Annotated in this window: 15 protein-coding genes and 1 pseudogene; 10 read left to right on the top strand and 6 right to left on the bottom strand. The window is 72.4% G+C overall.

Translation table 11 applies throughout. The features are described 5' to 3' along the window. Window positions 1–31 precede the first annotated feature (31 nt). Together ABR737_RS14800 and ABR737_RS14805 are read right to left on the bottom strand one after the other, a co-directional pair. Window positions 32–763 (bottom strand): annotated as a pseudogene (locus ABR737_RS14800) (class I SAM-dependent methyltransferase); the annotation flags it as partial. Window positions 764–832: 69 nt separating this feature from the next. Then, window positions 833–2,245, bottom strand: coding sequence for a glycosyltransferase family 4 protein (locus ABR737_RS14805; protein WP_350250647.1), 1,413 nt, complete (start codon window positions 2,243–2,245; stop codon window positions 833–835). Between the two features lie 239 nt (window positions 2,246–2,484). On the opposite strand from ABR737_RS14805, the gene ABR737_RS14810 reads away from it, so the two are divergent. After that, window positions 2,485–3,204, top strand: coding sequence for a TetR family transcriptional regulator (locus ABR737_RS14810; RefSeq protein ID WP_350250648.1), 720 nt, complete (start codon window positions 2,485–2,487; stop codon window positions 3,202–3,204). 171 nt (window positions 3,205–3,375) lie between these two features. On the opposite strand, the gene ABR737_RS14815 is transcribed toward ABR737_RS14810, so the two are convergent. Both ABR737_RS14815 and ABR737_RS14820 read right to left on the bottom strand, forming a co-directional pair. After that, the gene (locus ABR737_RS14815) at window positions 3,376–3,609 is read right to left on the bottom strand and encodes a ferredoxin (protein WP_350250649.1); all 234 of its coding nucleotides are present in this window, start codon (window positions 3,607–3,609) and stop codon (window positions 3,376–3,378) included. After that, the gene (locus ABR737_RS14820; RefSeq protein WP_350250650.1) at window positions 3,609–5,060 is read right to left on the bottom strand and encodes an aldehyde dehydrogenase; all 1,452 of its coding nucleotides are present in this window, start codon (window positions 5,058–5,060) and stop codon (window positions 3,609–3,611) included. Before ABR737_RS14820 ends, ABR737_RS14815 begins: the two co-directional genes overlap by 1 nt. A 259-nt stretch (window positions 5,061–5,319) precedes the next feature. On the opposite strand from ABR737_RS14820, the gene ABR737_RS14825 reads away from it, so the two are divergent. The 6 genes from ABR737_RS14825 to ABR737_RS14850 all read left to right on the top strand — a co-directional run bounded on the left by ABR737_RS14825 (window position 5,320) and on the right by ABR737_RS14850 (window position 12,888). Beyond that, the gene (locus ABR737_RS14825) at window positions 5,320–6,390 is read left to right on the top strand and encodes a Strvi_7410 family MBL fold metallo-hydrolase (protein ID WP_350250651.1); all 1,071 of its coding nucleotides are present in this window, start codon (window positions 5,320–5,322) and stop codon (window positions 6,388–6,390) included. A 494-nt stretch (window positions 6,391–6,884) separates the two neighbouring features. After that, complete coding sequence (locus ABR737_RS14830; RefSeq protein WP_350250652.1) at window positions 6,885–8,189, top strand: SCO2321 family membrane protein; 1,305 nt, start codon at window positions 6,885–6,887, stop codon at window positions 8,187–8,189. Window positions 8,190–8,224: 35 nt separating this feature from the next. Continuing rightward, window positions 8,225–8,935 carry an SCO2322 family protein gene (locus ABR737_RS14835; RefSeq protein WP_350256787.1) on the top strand — a complete coding sequence of 237 codons (711 nt, stop codon included), beginning with the start codon at window positions 8,225–8,227 and terminating at the stop codon, window positions 8,933–8,935. After that, window positions 8,932–10,224, top strand: a complete 1,293-nt coding sequence (locus tag ABR737_RS14840; protein WP_350250653.1) for a CbiQ family ECF transporter T component — start codon at window positions 8,932–8,934, stop codon at window positions 10,222–10,224. The genes ABR737_RS14835 and ABR737_RS14840 overlap by 4 nt, the downstream gene beginning before the upstream one ends. After that, window positions 10,221–11,930, top strand: coding sequence for an ABC transporter ATP-binding protein (locus ABR737_RS14845; protein WP_350250654.1), 1,710 nt, complete (start codon window positions 10,221–10,223; stop codon window positions 11,928–11,930). Before ABR737_RS14840 ends, ABR737_RS14845 begins: the two co-directional genes overlap by 4 nt. Window positions 11,931–12,006: 76 nt before the next feature. Beyond that, on the top strand, window positions 12,007–12,888 hold the full coding sequence (locus ABR737_RS14850; RefSeq protein WP_350250655.1) for an ECF transporter S component: 882 nt from the start codon (window positions 12,007–12,009) through the stop codon (window positions 12,886–12,888). A gap of 99 nt (window positions 12,889–12,987) precedes the next feature. On the opposite strand, the gene ABR737_RS14855 is transcribed toward ABR737_RS14850, so the two are convergent. Further along, the gene (locus tag ABR737_RS14855; protein ID WP_350250656.1) at window positions 12,988–14,352 is read right to left on the bottom strand and encodes an alpha/beta hydrolase family protein; all 1,365 of its coding nucleotides are present in this window, start codon (window positions 14,350–14,352) and stop codon (window positions 12,988–12,990) included. Window positions 14,353–14,518: 166 nt separating this feature from the next. Beyond that, a complete protein-coding gene (locus tag ABR737_RS14860; RefSeq protein WP_350250657.1) occupies window positions 14,519–15,688 on the bottom strand; it encodes a steroid 3-ketoacyl-CoA thiolase in 1,170 nt (389 codons plus the stop codon). Window positions 15,689–15,935: 247 nt separating this feature from the next. Between ABR737_RS14860 and ABR737_RS14865 the strand changes: the two genes are divergently transcribed. From ABR737_RS14865 to ABR737_RS14875, 3 genes are all read left to right on the top strand, one after another. After that, window positions 15,936–17,168, top strand: a complete 1,233-nt coding sequence (locus tag ABR737_RS14865; RefSeq protein WP_350250658.1) for a cytochrome P450 — start codon at window positions 15,936–15,938, stop codon at window positions 17,166–17,168. A 412-nt stretch (window positions 17,169–17,580) separates the two neighbouring features. Next, complete coding sequence (locus tag ABR737_RS14870; RefSeq protein WP_350250659.1) at window positions 17,581–18,201, top strand: DUF6230 family protein; 621 nt, start codon at window positions 17,581–17,583, stop codon at window positions 18,199–18,201. Next, window positions 18,192–18,710: a DUF6114 domain-containing protein gene (locus tag ABR737_RS14875; protein ID WP_350250660.1), complete on the top strand. Its 519-nt coding sequence runs from the start codon at window positions 18,192–18,194 to the stop codon at window positions 18,708–18,710. Before ABR737_RS14870 ends, ABR737_RS14875 begins: the two co-directional genes overlap by 10 nt. The last annotated feature ends 23 nt before the right edge of the window (window positions 18,711–18,733 follow it).

The following is an 18,733-nucleotide window of genomic DNA, read 5'->3' on the forward strand; positions in this document are numbered from 1 at the left end:
CGGCAGCCGGCTCGGCGACGGCCGGTTCGGCGGCAGCCGCCGTCCCGGGCAGGTGCGGCTTGGTCGCGTAGACGACGAAGCTCTTGCCGATGACGGGGTTGAGCGCCCGCTCGGCGAGCCGGGTGGCCAGCGGCTTCTTCATGATGTCCCAGACCAGCAGCTTGTGGTACGCCTGCACCGGCAGCGCCTTGTCGTTGTCGACCCCGAAGGCGCACTTGAGCCACCAGTAGGGGCTGTGCAGCCCGTGCGCGTGGTGGGTGCCGTACGGCTCCAGTCCGGCCTCCCGCATCCTGCCGAGCAGTTCGTCGCCGCGGTAGATGCGGATATGGCCGCCCTCGACCTCGTGGTAGGCGTCGCTGAGCGCCCAGCAGACCTTCTCGGGGCCGTAGCGCGGGACGGTGACGGCGATCCGGCCGCCGGGACGCAGCACCCGGACCATCTCGGCGAGCACCCCCTTGTCGTCCGGGATGTGCTCCATGACCTCGGAGATGATCACGACGTCGAAGCTGTCGTCGGGGAACGGCAGGTTCAGCGCATCGCCCTCCATGGCGGTGGCGGAGGCGCCCGCCGGGGCCTCGCCCGCCTCCTCCATCGCGGCGAACCACTTGGCGACCTCGCGGATCTCCTCGCCATTCTGGTCGAGGGCGACGACCTGCGCGCCGCGCCGGTAGCACTCGAAGGCATGCCGGCCGGCGCCGCACCCCAGGTCGAGCACGCGATCGCCCGGAGCGAGCGGGAAACGGGAAAAGTCGACGGTCAGCACGGCGTTCTGCTTTCGTCCGGCGGTTGGTGGCGGTGTGGCTGCGGAAAGAGGGCGGGGCCGGCCGGGCCGCTAGACGTGTCCGGCGGTGCTCGGCGCGGGCGCGGCGTGGGCGGCCTTGTCGGACGTGGCCCGCAAGGAGGTACGGGCGGCGTCCCGGCCGCCCTGGAGGGCGATGGCCTCGCGGTAGCGCTCGGCGGTGCCGAGGGCGGCCTGGCGCCAGGTGAAGCGGGCCAGTACCCGTTCCCGGCCGGCCGCGCCGAGCCGTCGGCGCAGGGTCTCGTCGCCCAGCAGCCGGAGCAGTCCGCCCGCCAGCGCGCCGGCGTCGCCCGGCGGCACCGCGAGGCAGGTCTCGCCGTCCGGCCCGGCGACCTCGGGGATCGCGCCGCCGGTGGTGGCCAGCAACGGGGTGCCGGTGGCCATCGCTTCGGCCGCGGGCAGCGAGAAGCCCTCGTAGAGGGAAGGGACACAGGCGATCTGGGCGCTGCGGACCAGGTCGACGAGTTCGCCGTCGGTGATGCCCTTGACGAATTCGATGGCACCGGACAGCCCGAGCCGTTCGATGGCGGCGGCGACCGGCCCGTCGTCGGCGCGCTTGCCGACGACCACCAGATGCGCGTCGGGGTTCTCGGTGCGCACCTTGGCCAGCGCCTCGACCAGGTGGATCAGACCCTTGAGCGGCACATCCGCGCTGGACGTGGTGACGATGCGGCCCGGCACCTCGGCGACCGACGCATCTGGCGAGAACAGGTCGGTGTCGGCGCCGATATGGACCACGTGGATCCGGCCTGCGGACACCCCGAGGTCGTCGACGATCTCCTGGCGGGAGGAGCCGGAGACGGTCAGCACCGACGGCAGCCGCCGGGCGACGCGCTTCTGCATGCGGGTGAAGCCGTACCAGCGGCGGACGGAGGCGCGGCGCTTCCAGCCGTCGGCGGCCTCCAGATCGAGCCGCCGGTCGACGGTGATGGGGTGGTGGATGGTGGTGACCAGCGGGGCGCCGAGCGCGCCGGGGCCGCCGAGCAGGCCGTAGCCGAGGGTCTGGTTGTCGTGGACGACATCGAACTGGCCGCGGCGGGCGGCGAGATGGCGCCGGGCCCGCAGGGAGAAGGTCAGCGGCTCGGGGAAGCCGCCGGTCCACATCGTGCCGACCTCGAGCGCGTCGATCCAGTCGCGGTACTCGCCCGGCTTCGGCGTGCGGAACGGGTCCGGCTGGCGGTAGAGGTCCAGGCTGGGCAGCTCGGTCAGGGGCACCCCCTCGTCCAGGACGGGGTAGGGCTGGGCGCCGATGACCTCGACGGTGTGGCCGAGGCGGGCCAGTTCGCGCGAGAGGTGGCGTACATAGACACCCTGGCCGCCGCAGAACGGGTTCCCCTTATACGTGAGCATCGCGATGCGCAGGGGACGCTCACCGTTCGACGGGGCGGAGGCCGGGGAGGCCTCTGCGGGGCGAGGCGCGGCTGCCTGGACGGCCTCTGCGGTCACGCTCGGCCCCCTTCTCACTGGACTTTCGCCGGAGCGTAACCGCTGGCGGTAATCTAGAACAAGTTTCAGAACTGATGGGCTACTCATCAGTTCACCCAGCTTCGAATCTACCGGCCGAGAACGAGGCGAAAAGAGCCGCACCAGGTGATTCGCGCCACCACCCGCCCCCCTGCCATGCTGTGCCGAGCACACCACCGGCACTCACCGCATCGCGGACGGAATGCCACGGAATGGGAAATATGACTACGGAATCCAAGGCGGCCAGACCGACCCTTCCCGCGAGTCCTCCCCTGACCGAGCGTCAGGAGGCGCGGCGCCGCCGCATCCTGCACACCAGCGCCAAACTGGCGTCCCGTGGCGGCTTCGACGCCGTGCAGATGCGCGAGGTCGCCGAGTCCTCGGGCGTCGCGCTCGGCACCCTCTACCGCTACTTCCCCTCCAAGGTGCATCTGCTGGTCGCCACCATGCAGGACCAGCTCCAGCACATGCACGAAACGCTGCGCAAGCGCCCGCCGTCGGAGCAGGACCCTGGCGCCCGCGTCGCCCAGACCCTGATGCGGGCCTTCCGCGCACTGCAGCGCGAACCGCATCTCGCGGACGCGATGGTGCGCGCGCTGACCTTCGCCGACCGTTCCGTCAGCCCCGAGGTCGACACCGTCTCCCGGCTGACCACCGCGATCATCCTCGACGCGATGGCCCCACCCGTCGCCCACCACCACCCTTCGCAGGAGCTGGCGCGCCCCTCCATCTCGCCCACCCCCGAACAGCTCTCCGCGGTCCGGGTCATCGAGCACACCTGGCACTCGGCGCTGATCACCTGGCTGTCGGGACGGGCCTCGATCGCCCAGGTGAAAATAGACATCGAGACGGTGTGCCGGCTGATCGGCCTGACCGCGCCGGACGCGCCCGGCGCGCCCGGCACGTCCGCGGCCCACACCGCCCACACCGCGGAGCGTTAACCCCGCGCCTCACCTGGGTAGTTGGCCCGTAGGGGGCCTTCCGCACCCCTACGGGACCGCCGCCCCCGCCCCCTACGGGGCCACCTCCCCCGCTCTTACGGCCGCCTCTCCCCAGGCCTTCCCGCGCTCCCCGGACCGTCCTTCCCCCGGACCCGCCCAGCCCCGGGCCGCTCACTCCTCCGGCGGGAAGACCGCCTCGCCGCTGCCGGCCACGGTCAGGGTGATCGCCTCCACGGGGCACCCCTCGGCCGCCGCCAGCACGCTCTCGCCGGCATCCGTCTCCGGCGCCACCGGGTGCGACTGCCGGGCCGAGTCCAGCCGGAAGCCGTCCGGCGCCGCGGCGGCGCACATCCCCGACCCGATGCAGACGCCGCGGTCCACCTCCACCTGCCAGCGGTCCCCCATCAGGCACCGGCCGGCAGATGGATCATCTTGTGCTCCAGATAGGCACCGAACCCCTCGGGCCCGAACTCCCGCCCGATGCCGGAGTTCTTGTAGCCGCCGAAGGGGCCGAGCATGTCGATGCTGAAAGTGTTCACCGAGTACGTCCCGGTGCGCACCTGCCGCGCGAGGTCGATGCCGTGGCCGACGTCGGCCGTCCACACCGAGCCGGAGAGCCCGTAGTCGGAGTCGTTGGCGATCCGTACCGCCTCGGCCTCGTCGTCGTACGGGAGGAGGCAGATGACCGGGCCGAAGATCTCCTCGCGGGCGATCCGCATGGAGTTGGCGACCTCGCCGAAGAGGGTCGGCTCGACGTACCAGCCCGTCGGCTGCCCCTCGGGCCGGCCGCCGCCGGTGAGGACCTTGGCGCCCTCCTTCCGGCCGAGCTCGATGTAGTCCAGCGAGCGCTGCTGCTGGCGGCGGGCCACCAGCGGGCCGAGTTCGGTGGCCGGATCCAGCGGGTCGCCGACGGTGAGCGCGGAGGCCGCCGCGGTGAACCGTTCGGCGATCTCGTCGTAGTGGCTGCGCGGGGCGAGGATCCGCGTCTGGGCCACACACGCCTGGCCGTTGATCATCCAGGCGAACGGCACGATGCCGGCCACCGCGGCGTCCAGGTCCGCGTCCGGCAGGATCACCGCCGCGGACTTCCCGCCCAGCTCCAGCGTGACCCGGCTGAGGTTCCGGGCCGCGACCTCCATGACCCGCTTGCCCGCCGCGACCGAGCCGGTGAACGACACCTTGTCCACGCCGGGGTGCCCGACCAGGTACTCGCTCACCTCGCGGTCCGCCGGGAGGATCGACAGCACACCCCGCGGCAGCCCGGCCTCCGTCGCGATCTCCGCGAGGAGGTACGCGTCCAACGGGGTCTCCGGGGACACCTTCAGCACCACCGAGCAGCCGGCCAGCAGCGCCGGGGCGAGCTTGGCGGCGGCGGTGAACTGCGGGACATTCCAGGGCACGACGGCAGCGACCACCCCGGCCGGCTCCCGCCGCACCAGCAGCGGCCCCAGCACCCCGTCCCGCCGCTCCTCGAACGGGAAGTCACGGGCCACGGTCAGCGCCGCGTCCCACGCCAGCATCGCGGCCAGCGACTGCACCATGACGCCGGAGGTGAAGGGCGTGCCGTTCTCGGAGCTGATGACCTTGGCGATCTCCTCGCTGCGGGCCGCGAAGGCGTCCTTGATCCGGGTCACCACCGCGATCCGGTCCGCCAGCGGGGCGTTCGCCCACACCCCGGAGTCGAACGACGTACGGGCCGCGGCCACCGCACGGTCGACATCGGTCCGCGAGGCGTGCGGCACCCGGCCGATGACCTGTTCGGTGTGGGGCGAGACGACCTCGATCACGTCCTGGCCGGCTGGATCGGCCCACTCACCGCCTATGTAGAGCTGTCCGTGCTCGACGAGGTCGCTCATCGCTGCCGCCTCCTGCGGGTTGGCCGCCTGTTCGGCGATCCCTGAGGGTTCCGGGGGTGCTGGTCGCTTTCAGGAACTGATACCAGTTCTAGTGGGAGGAGTCCACGGTACGAGACCGAATCCCAACTCCCGCTGCAACGCTGGTCACTTCGCGAGGTGACGACATGGCACTTCGCGGTGCAGGCCAGTCTCATTGAAACCAGTTCTAGTTATAGTGAGGCCGGGTACCGGGTGTACGGCACACCGAGAGGGGACCGGGATGACGCCGCAGGTGACCGACCACAAGGGCGGGGTGTGGAGCATCGCCGTCCCCATCCCGGACAACCCGCTCGGACACACCCTCGTCCACCTCCTGGAGACCGACCGCGGACCGGTGCTCATCGACACCGGCTGGGACGACCCGGACTCCTGGAAGACGCTCGTCGCCGGCATCGGCGCCTGCGGCTTCGCGCCCGCCGATCTCCACGGCGTCCTGATCACCCACCACCACCCCGACCACCACGGCCTCTCGGCCAAGGTGCGGGAGGCCTCCGGAGCGTGGATCGCGATGCATGCCGCGGACACCGCCGTGGTCCGCCGCACCCGCGAGGCCGAACCGGGCCGGTGGCTCGACCGCCTGACCGCCAGGCTCGCGGCGGCGGGCGCGCCCGACGAGCATCTGGCACCACTGCGGGAGGCACGCGCGCAAGGCCGTGGCCGGAAGTTCCCCGGGCAGGGGGCCGCACTGCCCGACCGCGACATCGGCCCCGGTGAGCTGCTCGACCTGCCGGGGCGCCGGGTGCGCGCCCTCTGGACACCGGGGCACACCCCGGGGCATGTGTGCCTCCACCTGGAGGAGGAGCACCCCTCGGGGCGGGCCGGCGGCTTCGGCCGGCTCTTCTCCGGCGACCACCTCCTCCCCGGCATCACCCCGCACATCGGCCTGTACGAGGACCCTGAGATCCCGGAGGACCCGGATGACCCGGAGGGGGCCACCGCCCCCGACCCCCTGGGCGACTATCTCGACTCCCTCGAACGCGTCGGCAGGCTCGCCCCCGCCGAGGTGCTGCCCGCCCACCAGCACGCCTTCACCGACGCCGGCGGCCGGGTACGCGAGCTCATCGCGCACCACGAGGAACGGCTCCGCCGGCTGCGGGCGCTGCTCCGCGAACCCCGTACCCCCTGGCAGCTCGCCATGGCCATGGAGTGGAACCGCCCCTGGGAGCAGATCCCTTACGCCTCCCGCAACATCGCCGTCTCGGAGGCCGAGGCCCATCTGCGCCGTCTGGTGAAACAGGGGCAGGCGGAGCGGGTGCCGGGGTCCGATCCGGCGCGGTACCAGGCGGTGTGAGGGGGACGGGCTCAGGGGCAGAGGGAGGGGGCGGCTCAGGGCAGAGGGAGGGGACGGCTCAGGGGCAGAGGCAGGGACGGGCCCGTACGCTCCCCGGCCCCGCCCCGGCCCTCCCCGGCGCGGAGCCGGTTCGTACGGGCGAGCGAGTGGCCCGGCGGGCGCCGGTTAAGGTGTGCGGGACAACTTCATCCGTACCCGATCGGGGGAAGCCGGTGGAAATCCGGCGCTGACCCGCAACCGTGAGGACGGCCTCGTCCGCACCGTGCCCCAGGCCCGGCGTGGCGGGCCGTACGAGCCGGAGCACCCGACCGGGCACGGCCAAGGCTCCCGCCACCGAACCACCCGCCCGTGCGGACGGCCGGTGCGCGGCACCGTCGAGGTATACGGAGCTGAGCCCGGTGCCACCGCGGCCGATGTACGCATCGGCGCGCGAGTGGCCGGCCGAGCGCGGCTGCGTAGCATCGCCGCGACCCGACCCGAGAGGCACCGACCCGATGGCCCCCATGGCTTCCATGGCTCACCCGGCCCCTTCGACGCATTCCGTCGCCTTCCTGGCGCGCCGCGCCGCCACGGCGCTGGCGGCCGTGGCGGTGCTGGGCGCGGCCGCTGCCCCCGCCGCGTACGCCGACTCGGCGTCCGCCTCCCCCAAGAAGCTGCCCGACGGGCTGTACGGCACCAAGGACCCGCAGTACGACGGCGTCTGGCGGCAGTCCCTCGCGCTGCTGGCCCAGGACACCGTGGGCATACGCCCCGCGGCGTCGGCCGTGCAGTGGCTGGCCGGGCAGCAGTGCGCCGACGGCTCGTTCACCGCCTTCCGGGCCGAGCCGGGCACGCCCTGCGACGCCAAGACCCCGCGGGACACCAACCAGACGGCTGCCGCGGTGCAGGCGCTGGCCGCGCTGGGCGGGCACGGGGACACCGTGAAGAAGGCCGTGAGCTGGCTGGAATCGGTGCAGAACGACGACGGCGGCTGGAGCTCGATGGCCGGCTCGGCCAGCGACGCCAACTCCACTTCCGTGGTCATCGGCGCGCTCGCCGCGGCGGGTGAGAAGCCGCGGTCCGTGACCTCGAAGAAGGGCGGCAAGACCCCCTACGACGCGCTGCTCACCTTCCGGCTGGGCTGCGAGGCGAAGGAGGGCGCGCACGGCGCGTTCACCTTCCAGCTCAAGGGGGCGGCCCCGAACGCGGACGCCACCGCGGCCGCCGCGACCGGAGCGCTCGGCAAGGGCTTTGTCGTCGAGCCGGCCGGCAAGGGCGCGGACACCCCCGTCAAGCCGCTGAGCTGCAAGGACGGCGACGACAAGAAGGCGGGCAGCAGCGATCCGGCACAGGCGGCGGAAGGCGGTGCCGGTTACCTCGTCGCTCAGCTCGGCAAGAACGGGCAGCATCTGCTCTCCGCGATGCCGGGCGCAAAGGAGCAGCCCGATGTGGGCAACACCGCCGACGCCGTGGTGGCGCTGGCGGCCGGCGCGCACACCACCGCCGCCGCGAAGCCGCTGAAGTGGCTGGAGAAGAACGCGGCGGGCTGGGCCAAGCAGAACGGCCCCGCCGCGTACGCCCAGTTGGTGCTGGCCGCGCACGCCACCGGCACCGACCCGCGCTCCTTCGGCGGCACCGACCTGGTGGCCGCGCTCAACGCCACCGGCCCCGCGCCGGCCGCCGCGGCGGCGAAGGACGGCAAGGACGCCGACGGCTCCCAGGGCGGCGGCTTCGGCCTGGTGTGGATCATCGGCATCGGCCTCGCCATCGGTGCCGGCATCGGCTTCCTGCTGAGCAGCCGTAAGAAGACCCAGCTCTGATGCGGCGTTCCCGTCCGGTGCGGCCTCCCCGTCCGATGCGGCGTTCCAGGATGGCCGGGGCCGTGCTGCTGGCCGGTGCGGTCGCCGGCCTGGCCGCCGGGCCCGCCCAGGCGCAGGAGTACCGCTACTGGTCCTTCTGGCACGGCAAGGGCAGCTCCTGGGCGTATGCCACCGAAGGTCCGGCCACGCTGCGGCCGGCCGACGGCGCGGTGGAGGGCTTCCGCTTCGCCGTCAGCGCCGACTCGGCCGCGGCCGGAAAGCCCCGTGCCGCCGCCGGCTTCGACGCGATCTGCCACGGCACCCCCGCGAAGGACGGCCGCAAGCGGGTCGGCATCGTCCTCGACTTCGGCACCGCGAAGGATGCGCCCGGCGGGGAGCGGCCGCCGAAGGCCCGGACGGAGTGTGCCCAGGTGGCGGAGGACGCCTCGGCGGGCGAGGCGCTGGCGGCGGTCGCCCGGCCGCTGCGCTATGACTCCCGCGCCCTGCTGTGCGCCATCGACGGCTATCCGACGGCGGGGTGCGCGGACCAGGTGGAGGGGGCCAAGGAGCCCGCGTCGTCCGCCGGGCCGTCTTCGGGCGCGGCGGACGACGGGAGTGCCGCGGGCAGCGGCGATGACGCGAACAGGGAGGGCGGCGCGAGCGGTGCGGGCGACGGCGGCCCGTCCGCCGGGCTGGTCGGCGGGGTCACGGCCGTCGTCGTACTGGGCGCGGCGGCGGTGTGGCAGGCGCGCCGCCGACGCGGATGAGCGCCCCGCAGGCGACCCGCACCACCGCGCTGCACGCCGGCGCCTGGTGGCTGTGGGCACTCGGCCTGGCCACCGCGGCTTCCCGCACCACGAATCCCCTGCTGCTGGGGCTGCTGGTGGGGGTGGCCGGCTATGTCGTCGCGGCCCGCCGTACGAACGCGCCGTGGGCCCGTTCGTACGGGGCGTTCGTCAAGCTCGGGCTGGTCGTGATCGCCATCCGGCTGCTCTTCGCCTTCGTCCTCGGCTCGCCGATCCCCGGTACGCACACCCTGGTCACGCTGCCCGAAGTGCCGCTGCCCGACTGGGCGAAGGGCGTCCGGATCGGCGGCCGGGTCACTGCCGAGGGCATGGTCTTCGCGCTGTACGACGGACTGAAACTGGCCACCCTCCTCATCTGCCTGGGCGCCGCCAATGCCCTGGCCAACCCGGCCCGGCTGCTGAAGTCGCTGCCGGGTGCGCTCTACGAGGCGGGCGTCGCGGTCGTCGTCGCGATGACCTTCGCGCCGAACCTGGTCGCCGATGTCCAGCGGCTGCGTGCCGCGCGCCGGCTGCGCGGCCGCCCGGACCGCGGTTTCACCGCGCTCCTCCAGGTCGGGTTGCCGGTCCTGGAGGGAGCTCTGGAGCGCTCGGTGGCGCTGGCCGCGGCCATGGACGCGCGCGGCTACGGCCGTAGCGCCGAGGTGCCGTCCGCGGTACGGCATCTCACTTCCGTCCTCACGCTCGGCGGGCTGCTCGGTATCTGCGCCGGGACGTACGGGCTGCTGGGCGACGCCGGCGGCGGCTACGGGCTGCCGCTGCTGCTGGCCGGGCTGGCGGCGGCGCTCGCCGGGCTGTGGCTCGGCGGCCGCCGGTCGGTGCGCAGCCGCTACCGGCCCGACCGGTGGGGCGCCCGGGCCTGGCTGGTCGCGGGCTCCGGCATCGCCGTCGCGGCCCTGATGATCTGGGCGAACGACTACGCGCCCACCGCCCTCCACCCGCCCGCCGTCCCGCTCACCGCCCCGGTCCTCCCCCTCTGGCCGGCCGCCTCCGTTCTCGTGGGGCTGCTGCCCGCGTTCGTCGCCCCGCTCCCGCCGGGCACGGGCCGGGCGGACAGGGCGGACCGGACGGAACGAGCGAACCGAAGCGACAGGGCGGACGGAGCCGACGGGGTCGACGGGACTGACGGGACCGACGGCCCGGGCCGAACCGGCAGGGCGAGCAGAACAAGCAAGGCAGACAAGGCAGCCGGGGCCGCGTCCCATGGCCGTACCCCCGATGGCGATCCGCATCCGAAGGAGCCCACCCAGTGATCCGGTTCGAGCAGGTCTCGGTCACCTACGGGGACGCCGCGGCGCCCGCCGTCCAGGGCGTCGACCTGACCGTCCCCGAGGGCGAACTCTGTCTCCTGGTCGGCCCTTCCGGCGTCGGCAAGTCCACTGTCCTGAACGCCGTGTGCGGCCTCGTCCCGCACTTCACCGGCGGCACCCTGCGCGGCCGGGTCAGCGTCGACGGACGGGACACCCGCACCCATAAACCGCGTGAACTGGCCGATGTGGTCGGCACCGTGGGCCAGGACCCGCGGGCGCACTTCGTCACCGACACCGTCGAGGACGAACTCGCCTACGGGATGGAGTCGCTGGGCCTCGCCCCCGACGTGATGCGCCGCCGTGTCGAGGAGACCCTGGACCTGCTGAGCCTGGCCGAGCTGCGCGACCGCGCCCTGACCACCCTCTCGGGCGGCCAGATGCAGCGGGTGGCGATCGGCTCGGTGCTCACCACCCACCCCAAGGTCCTGGTCCTCGACGAGCCGACGTCGGCACTCGACCCCGCCGCCGCCGAAGAAGTCCTCGCCGTCCTCCAACGCCTGGTCCACGACCTCGGCACCACGGTCCTGCTCGCCGAACACCGCCTGGAGCGCGTGGTCCAGTACGCCGACCAGGTCATCCTGCTCCCGTCCCCCGGCGCACCCCCGGTCATCGGCACCCCCGCCGACATCATGGCCGTCTCCCCCGTCCACCCCCCGGTGGTGGCCCTGGGCCGTCTGGCCCGCTGGTCGCCCCTCCCGCTGTCCGTACGCGACGCCCGCCGGAAGGCCGCGCCCCTGCGCGAGCGGCTGGCGGGAGTCAGGCCACCGGCACCGGAGACGGGTACGGGTACGGGTACGGGTACGACCGGAGGTCCGGGCCCGGGGAGCACGCCGGTGGTGCCGCCCCCGGCTCCTGCAGGCTCCCCGGCCTCTGCAGGCTCCCCCGCCGGTGCCGCCGCGGTCGTCCGTGGGCTCAGTGTCCGCCGGGGGCGGACGGAGGCGCTGCACCAGGTGGATCTGACCGTGCGGGGCGGCGAGATGCTGGCCTTGATGGGGCGGAACGGCGCGGGGAAGTCCACCTTGCTCTCCACGCTCGTCGGTATGCACGCACCGTTCTCCGGGACGGTGCGGGTCGGTGGCGTCACCCCGCACCGCACCAGCCCGCGGGACCTCCTGCGGCATGCCGGTCTCGTCCCCCAGGAGCCTCGTGACCTCCTGTACGCCGACACGGTCGCGGCCGAGTGCGCCGCGGCCGACCAGGACGCGGACGCCGCCGCCGGCAGCTGCCGGGCCCTGGTCACCCGGCTGCTGCCGGACGTCCCCGACTCCGTCCATCCCCGCGACCTGTCCGAGGGCCAGCGCCTCGCCCTGGCCCTGGCCATCGTGCTGACCGCCCGCCCTCCGCTGCTCCTTCTCGACGAGCCCACCCGTGGCCTGGACTACGCCGCCAAGGCCCGGCTGATCGAGGTGCTGCGGGCCCTGGCCGCCGAGGGCCACGCCATCGTCCTGGCCACCCATGACGTGGAACTCGCCGCCGAACTGGCCCACCGGGTCGTTCTCCTGGCCGACGGTGAGATCGTCGCCGACGGTCCCACCGATGAGATCGTGGTCTCCTCTCCTTCCTTCGCGCCGCAGGTCGCCAAGGTGCTGTCCCCGCTGCCCTGGCTGACCGTTGCCCAGGTGGCCCACGCCCTGGAGGCCGCCACGTGAGCACCCGCCCTGGAGGCCGTCGCATGAGCGCACACTCTGAAGGCCGCCGCTTGAGCGCACGCCCCGGGAGCCCCGCATGAGCGCACCCCCTCACCCGCCGGAGGGCGACGGTCCGCGCACCGTGCCCGGCCGCCAGGCCCGTGCCGTACGGCTCGGGCCCCGCTCCGTCGCCGCGCTGGTCCTCGTCTCGGCCATCGGCGTGATGGCCTTCGGGTGGCCGCTGCTCGCCGACTCCGCCTCCGGGCTCGCCCATTCCCGGGACGCGCCCTGGCTGTTCGCCGCGTTGCTGCCGATGCTGCTCGCCGTGGTCGTGGCGACCATCGCCGACACCGGCCTGGACGCGAAGGCCATCGCGATGCTCGGCGTCCTGGCCGCGGCCGGGGCCGCGATGCGCCCGCTGGGTGCGGGGACGGCCGGCATCGAGCCGATGTTCTTTCTGATGGTGCTGGCGGGGCGGGTGCTCGGGCCCGGCTTCGGGTTCGTGCTGGGGTCCGTGTCGATGTTTGCCTCGGCACTGCTGACCGGCGGTGTCGGCCCGTGGATGCCGTTCCAGATGCTGTCGATGGGGTGGGTGTCGATGGGCGCCGGCCTGCTGCCGGGGCCCGACCGGCTGCGCGGCCGCCGTGAACTGGCCGTGCTCGCCGCCTACGGAGCTGTCTCCGCCCTCCTCTACGGCCTGGTCATGAACCTTCAGGGCTGGCCCTACATCGGCGGCCTGGCTTCGGGCGTCTCCTTCGTCCCCGGAGACCCGCTCGACCAGAACCTCGCCCGCTACCTCGCCTACTGCCTGGCCACCTCCCTCGGCTGGGACGTCCCCCGGGCCCTGGTCACCGTCCTCCTCACCTGCACCCTGGGCGGCACCGTCCTCAAGGCCCTGCGCCGCGCCACCCGCCGCGCAGCCTTCGACGTCCCCGTCTCCTTCCCTTCCGATCCGCCCTCGGGGACCGCCGCCCCGTAATGCGAGGGGCCGCCGCCCCGTGACACCCGGGGGACCGCCGGTGCGGTGCTGCGCCCCGGGGCAGCACGCCGGAGGGGCCTGCCGCCGTCCGGAGCGGTGTCAGCGGGCGACGGGCAGGGCGCGGGCTATGGACGGTTCCGAGCGCAGGAACGAGGCGCCGTGGCCGGCGTCGGCGCCCTGGTCGACGACCGTGGCCCGGGTGCCGTGGCCGGCCAGCTCCTTTTCGCAGCTACGGGCGTTGGCTATGGGTACGTCACGGTCGCCGGTGGCGGTGTACAGGGTGATCCGCACGCCCCGGCCCGGCTTCCAGTCGCAGGTACGGTCGTTGGCGCGGAGGGCTTCGAGCAGGGCGCCGGAAGGGTGCTGAAGCTTCTTGTACCAGGTCTCCGTGAGCAGGTCTTCGACTCGGCCGGGGAGCTTTTTGACGATGTCCTCCTCCGTGTGGCTGCCGTCGAAAAAGCCCTCGACGCGGTGGGCGTAGGGAGCACGGAACACTTCGCCCGGATCGCGGTAGAGCGGGTGCAGACGGTTCTGGGCGGTGAGGAAGAAGGAGAGGTAGTACACGGCGGCCCCGGGGGCGACCCGGCCGTCGAAGATGCCGGGGAGTTCGCTGCCGTCGAGGTCGTACGGCCCGCCGACCGGGGCGAGCATCCCCGGCCGGAACCGGGGATCGGCGCCGCGGCCGAGCGCACGGCCCAGTTCCATGGTGGCCTGCCCGCCCTGCGAGAAGCCGGTCAGCGACACCGTGCGGTCGAGAGTGACGCCGAGTCCCGGGGCGGCGGAATGCGCTGCCCGGAGCAGGTCGAGAGAGGCCGAGGCGGCGGACCGGGCGTCCATGTAGGGGTGGTGCCCTGGGCCGGTGCCGAGGCCGAGGTAGTCGGGGGCGAGGGCGGCGCGACCGGCCGAGGCGTACAGCACCGACACCGCGCGGTCGGCGCCTTCCGCCACCGACGGGGCGTCGCCGCGGTAGGCGAGGGTGCCGTGACCGTGGACGACCGGCGGGAGAGGATGACGGCCGCTGCCGACGGGGAGGGCGAGCAGGCCGGATGCGGTGGTGGGGCGGCCGTCGGGCGTGATCGTGCGGTAGACCAGGCGGTATGCGGCGACGCCGTGCCGGGCGGTGCCGGCCTCCAGGCCTTGCTTTTGCGCCTGGGCAACGACCTCGGCCCGATTTTGCCGGCCGAGGGGCGTGAGGGAGAGGAGCGTCCCGCGTTTCTGGCCTGTTCTTGGCGCGGAGTCGGTGGTCGCCCCTGAGGCGGTGCCGGCTCCCTGTGCGGCACCCGCAGGCAGATGTGCCGGTGCCGCCGACGCGGCCGGGGCCGTCGTCAGCGCGGCCAGCAGGAGAGCGGCGCCGGCGGCCAGTGCACGCGGCACGCGCCGTCGTCCGCGTGAGGTCCGCGGCTCGACCGGCGCACCGGACGCGGAGGACTGCGCATGCTGTTGCGGCGAGGCGTTCTTCGTCATGTCGTCGACGCTACGGAGATCGCGGACTCCGCAGAATGCGGTTTGCCACCCAACCGCCCTGTGGTTTTCCTCAGGTTGAGGAGGAGGCCCCCCGCAGCCCCGCACCCTCGGCGCAACCGTCCTTGCCAACGACACCGGCACTCATCGGCACCCGCTGCGTCGGCCCCTACAACCGCTGAATGATCGTCCCCGTCGCCAGCGCCCCGCCCGCGCACATGGTGATCAGGGCGAACTCCTTGTCCCGGCGTTCGAGTTCGTGCAGTGCGGTGGTGATGAGGCGGGCACCGGTGGCGCCGACCGGGTGGCCCAGGGCGATCGCGCCGCCGTTCACGTTCACCTTCTCCAGGTCCTGCTCGAAGACCTGCGCCCAGGAGAGCACCACGGAGGCGAAGGCTTCGTTGATCTCGACGAGGTCTATGTCCTTGAGGGACATCCCGGCCTTGCCGAGCACGGCGCGGGTGGCATCGATGGGGCCGTCCAGGTGGAAGTGCGGATCGGAGCCGACCAGCGCCTGGGCCACGATGCGGGCCCGTGGCTTGAGTTTGAGGGCGCGGGCCATGCGCTTGGAGGCCCACATGACCGCGGCGGCGCCGTCGGAGATCTGCGAGGAGTTGCCCGCCGTGTGGACGGCGGTCGGCATCACGGGCTTGAGGCCGCCCAGGGCCTCCAGGCTGGTGTCGCGCAGCCCTTCGTCGCGGTCTACCAGCCGCCACATGCCCTGGCCGGCGGCCTGTTCTTCCTCGGTGGTGGGGACCTGGACGGCGAACGTCTCCCGTTTGAAGCGTTCCTCGGCCCAGGCGGCGGCCGCCCGCTCCTGGGAGCGCAGGCCCAGCGAGTCGACGTCCGCGCGGGTCAGCCCCCGCTTGCGGGCGATCCGTTCGGCCGCCTCGAACTGGTTGGGCAGGTCGACGTTCCACTCGTCGGGCCAGGGCTTGCCGGGGCCGTGCTTGGAGCCGCTGCCGAGCGGCACCCGGGACATCGCCTCGACGCCGCAGCCGATGCCGATGTCGATGACACCGGCCGCGATCATGTTGGCGGTCATGTGATTGGCCTGCTGGGAGGAGCCGCACTGGCAGTCCACCGTGGTCGCGGCGGTCTCGTACGGGAGGCCCATCGCCAGCCAGGCGTTGCGTGCCGGGTTCATGGACTGCTCACCGGCGTGGGTGACGGTGCCGCCGACGACCTGTTCGACGCAGTCGGGCTGAATGCCCGTACGGGCGAGGAGTTCGCGGTATGTCTCGCCCAGGAGATAGGCGGGGTGCAGGTTGGCGAGCGCACCTTGGCGCCTGCCGATCGGGGTGCGTACTGCTTCGACGATGACGGGTTCCGCGGCCATGACTGACTCGTCCTCTCCTCGCGTCCGCGGGCGTCCCGGCACCCACGGAAGAAGAACTAGTACGCGTTCTAGTTCTGCCACAGTCTTATGAGCCGCCTCCCGGGGCGCAAGGGGCGTGCAACGCCCTTGTCCGGAAAGGGAGCCACCGAGACCCTTGCTACTTGCAGAACTCGTCACTACCTTCACCGCGACCCATATCTGATGCACTGTCAGACACCAGTGACGCCGGATGGACCAGGAGTCGCCGATGCCATGCCCCGCATTGCCCGAAGGGTTCGACTTCACCGACCCCGACGTCTACCAGTCCCGCGTCCCGCTCCCGGAGTTCGCACAGCTGCGGCAGACCGCGCCCGTGTGGTGGAACACCCAGCCGCACGGCATCGCCGGCTTCGGTGACGACGGCTATTGGGTGGTCACCCGTCACCAGGACGTCAAGGAGGTGTCCACCAAGCCGGAGATCTTCTCCGCGAACCTCAACACCTCGATCATCCGCTTCCAGGCGTCCATGACCCGCGACCAGATCGACGTCCAGAAGCTGATCATGCTGAACATGGACCCGCCCGAGCACACCCGGGTCCGCCAGATCGTGCAGCGCGGCTTCACCCCGCGCGCCATCCGCGCCCTGGAGGACGCGCTGCGCGACCGGGCGGCGCGCATCGTCGCCGAGGCGCGCCGGAAGGTCTCCGGCGACTTCGTCACCGATGTCGCCTGCGAACTCCCCCTCCAGGCCATCGCGGAACTCATCGGCATCCCCCAGGACGACCGGGCCCGGATCTTCGACTGGTCGAACAAGATGATCGCGTACGACGATCCCGAGCTGGCCATTACCGAAGAGGTCGGCGTCAACGCGGCCATGGAGCTGATCTCGTACGCCATGAACCTCGCCGCGGCGCGCAAGGAGTGCCCGGCCGAGGACATCGTCAGCCGGCTGGTCGCGGCGGAGCACGAGGGGAACCTCGGCTCGGACGAGTTCGGCTTCTTCGTGCTGCTGCTGGCGGTGGCCGGCAACGAGACGACGCGCAACGCCATCACCCATGGGATGCACGCCTTCCTCACCCATCCCGACCAGTGGGAGCTCTACAAGCGCGAGCGCCCCGCGACGACGGCCGAGGAGATCGTGCGGTGGGCGACGCCGGTGGTCTCCTTCCAGCGCACCGCCACCCAGGACACCGAACTGGGCGGGGCGAAGATCAAGAAGGGGCAGCGGGTGGGGATCTTCTACTCCTCCGCCAACCACGACCCGGAGGTCTTCGACCGCCCCGAGGTCTTCGACATCACCCGCGACCCCAACCCCCACCTGGGGTTCGGCGGCGGCGGGCCGCACTTCTGCCTCGGCAAGTCCCTTGCGGTCCTGGAGATCAACCTGATCTTCAACGCACTCGCCGACGCCATGCCCGATATCAGCCTGGCGGGCGACCCGCGCCGGCTCCGTTCGGCCTGGCTCAACGGGGTCAAGGAACTTCAGGTCCACTACGGCTGAGCGGCGCGACGGCCGACGGGGGGTGCCGACTGCCGGCCGGCGGCAGCCCGCTGTCGGCGGCGAGCCGCGGGCGACGGGCGGTGAGCTGCGGGCGGTGAGCTGCGGGCGGTGAGCTGCGGGCGGCTAAAGCCGGACCGGCGGTATGTCCGAAAACGGTTCCGCCCTCAAGCTTGCCAGCCGTCATGGGCAGACTTACATTCAACTCGCCGGTAACAATTGGTAGTTCGGCATTTTCGCGCACCGCTCGACACCGCGCACCCCCGAGCCGCACGACATCCCCCATGGATGCACAGGCCGGCTCCCCCGCGCGACTTCAGCACCACCCGCACCTTGCGGCATCCGCACCTCGCACCTCCGCACCCCCACACGTTCGACAGTGCGCTCCACCGCTCTTCGAAGGGGACACACCAACATGAAAGACGCACACGGCAGACCTGTCACGGGACGTATCAGCTGGCGGAAGTTCGCCGTGCTGTCCGTTCCGGCCCTCGCCGGCACCGCCGCCCTGGGCATCGCCCTGGCCAACGGGGCGCTGGCGGCATCGTTCGCCGTCTCGGGACAGCAGTTCAAGGTCTCCGCAGACAGCCTCACGGGCAAGGGCTTCGCCCAGTACGGCGGTGTGGACGCGAACGCCAGGGGAGATCTCCTGCCGGTCGCCGTCACCGCCATCAAGACGGCCCAGCTGGACCATCTGTGCCAGTCGGTCGTCACCCACCTGCCGGTCATCGGCGATATCTCGCTCAACCTCAGCGCCGGTACGGGCAGTAAGCCCGTCGAGGCGAGCGATCTCTTCGTGGACGCCACCCAGCTCTCCGGCAACGCGACCTTCCATCAGATCGAGATCGGCCGGGACGCCTCCACCCTCGACAAGGGTCCGGACAGCGCCCAGGGCATGCAGGACCTCTTCGCCCAGCAGGCCGATGACATCAACATCAGCAACCTCCGGCAGACCGCCTGGGCCACCAACGCGGGGACCTTCAAGCTGTCCGGCCTCAATATGAAGATCTCCAAGGGCAAGAAGGAATGCTTCTGACCTGGCGGCGCTGGCGGAGGGGGCGGCCCTTCTGGGGCGGTCTGGCGGCCGTCCTCGCCGGTGCCGAGATCTGCGCCATCCCGTTGGCACCACTGAAGATCATGCTGCAACAGGGCATCGCGGGTATCCCGTCCGTGCTGATGGGGCTGGTGATGATCGTGATGGGGCTCTCGGCGTGGTTCGCGCCGCACTACCGGGGCCTCGCGGGCGTGCTCACCGTGCTGTGTGCGGCGGCCGCGCTGGTGATGTCCAACCTGGGCGGCTTTCTGATCGGCACCATCATCGGGATTCTCGGCGGCTCGATGATCTTTGCCTGGCAGCCGGTCGTCCCGGCAGACCCGGGAACCGCCGCAGCCCCCGCAACCACCACACCCTCGGCAGCCTCCAGAACCTCGGCAACCACCGCAACCACCGCCGCTCCCGGGGCCGTTGCCGAGCCCGGAACCGTTGCCAACCCCCCGGCTGTTCCCGAGCCCGGGGGCAACACCCCCGCACCCAGCGAGCCGTAGGGCCTGTCCCCCGGCCCGCGGCC

Origin of the sequence: Streptomyces sp. Edi2 (assembly GCF_040253635.1) — a bacterium.
Classification (GTDB): Bacteria; Actinomycetota; Actinomycetes; order Streptomycetales; family Streptomycetaceae; genus Streptomyces.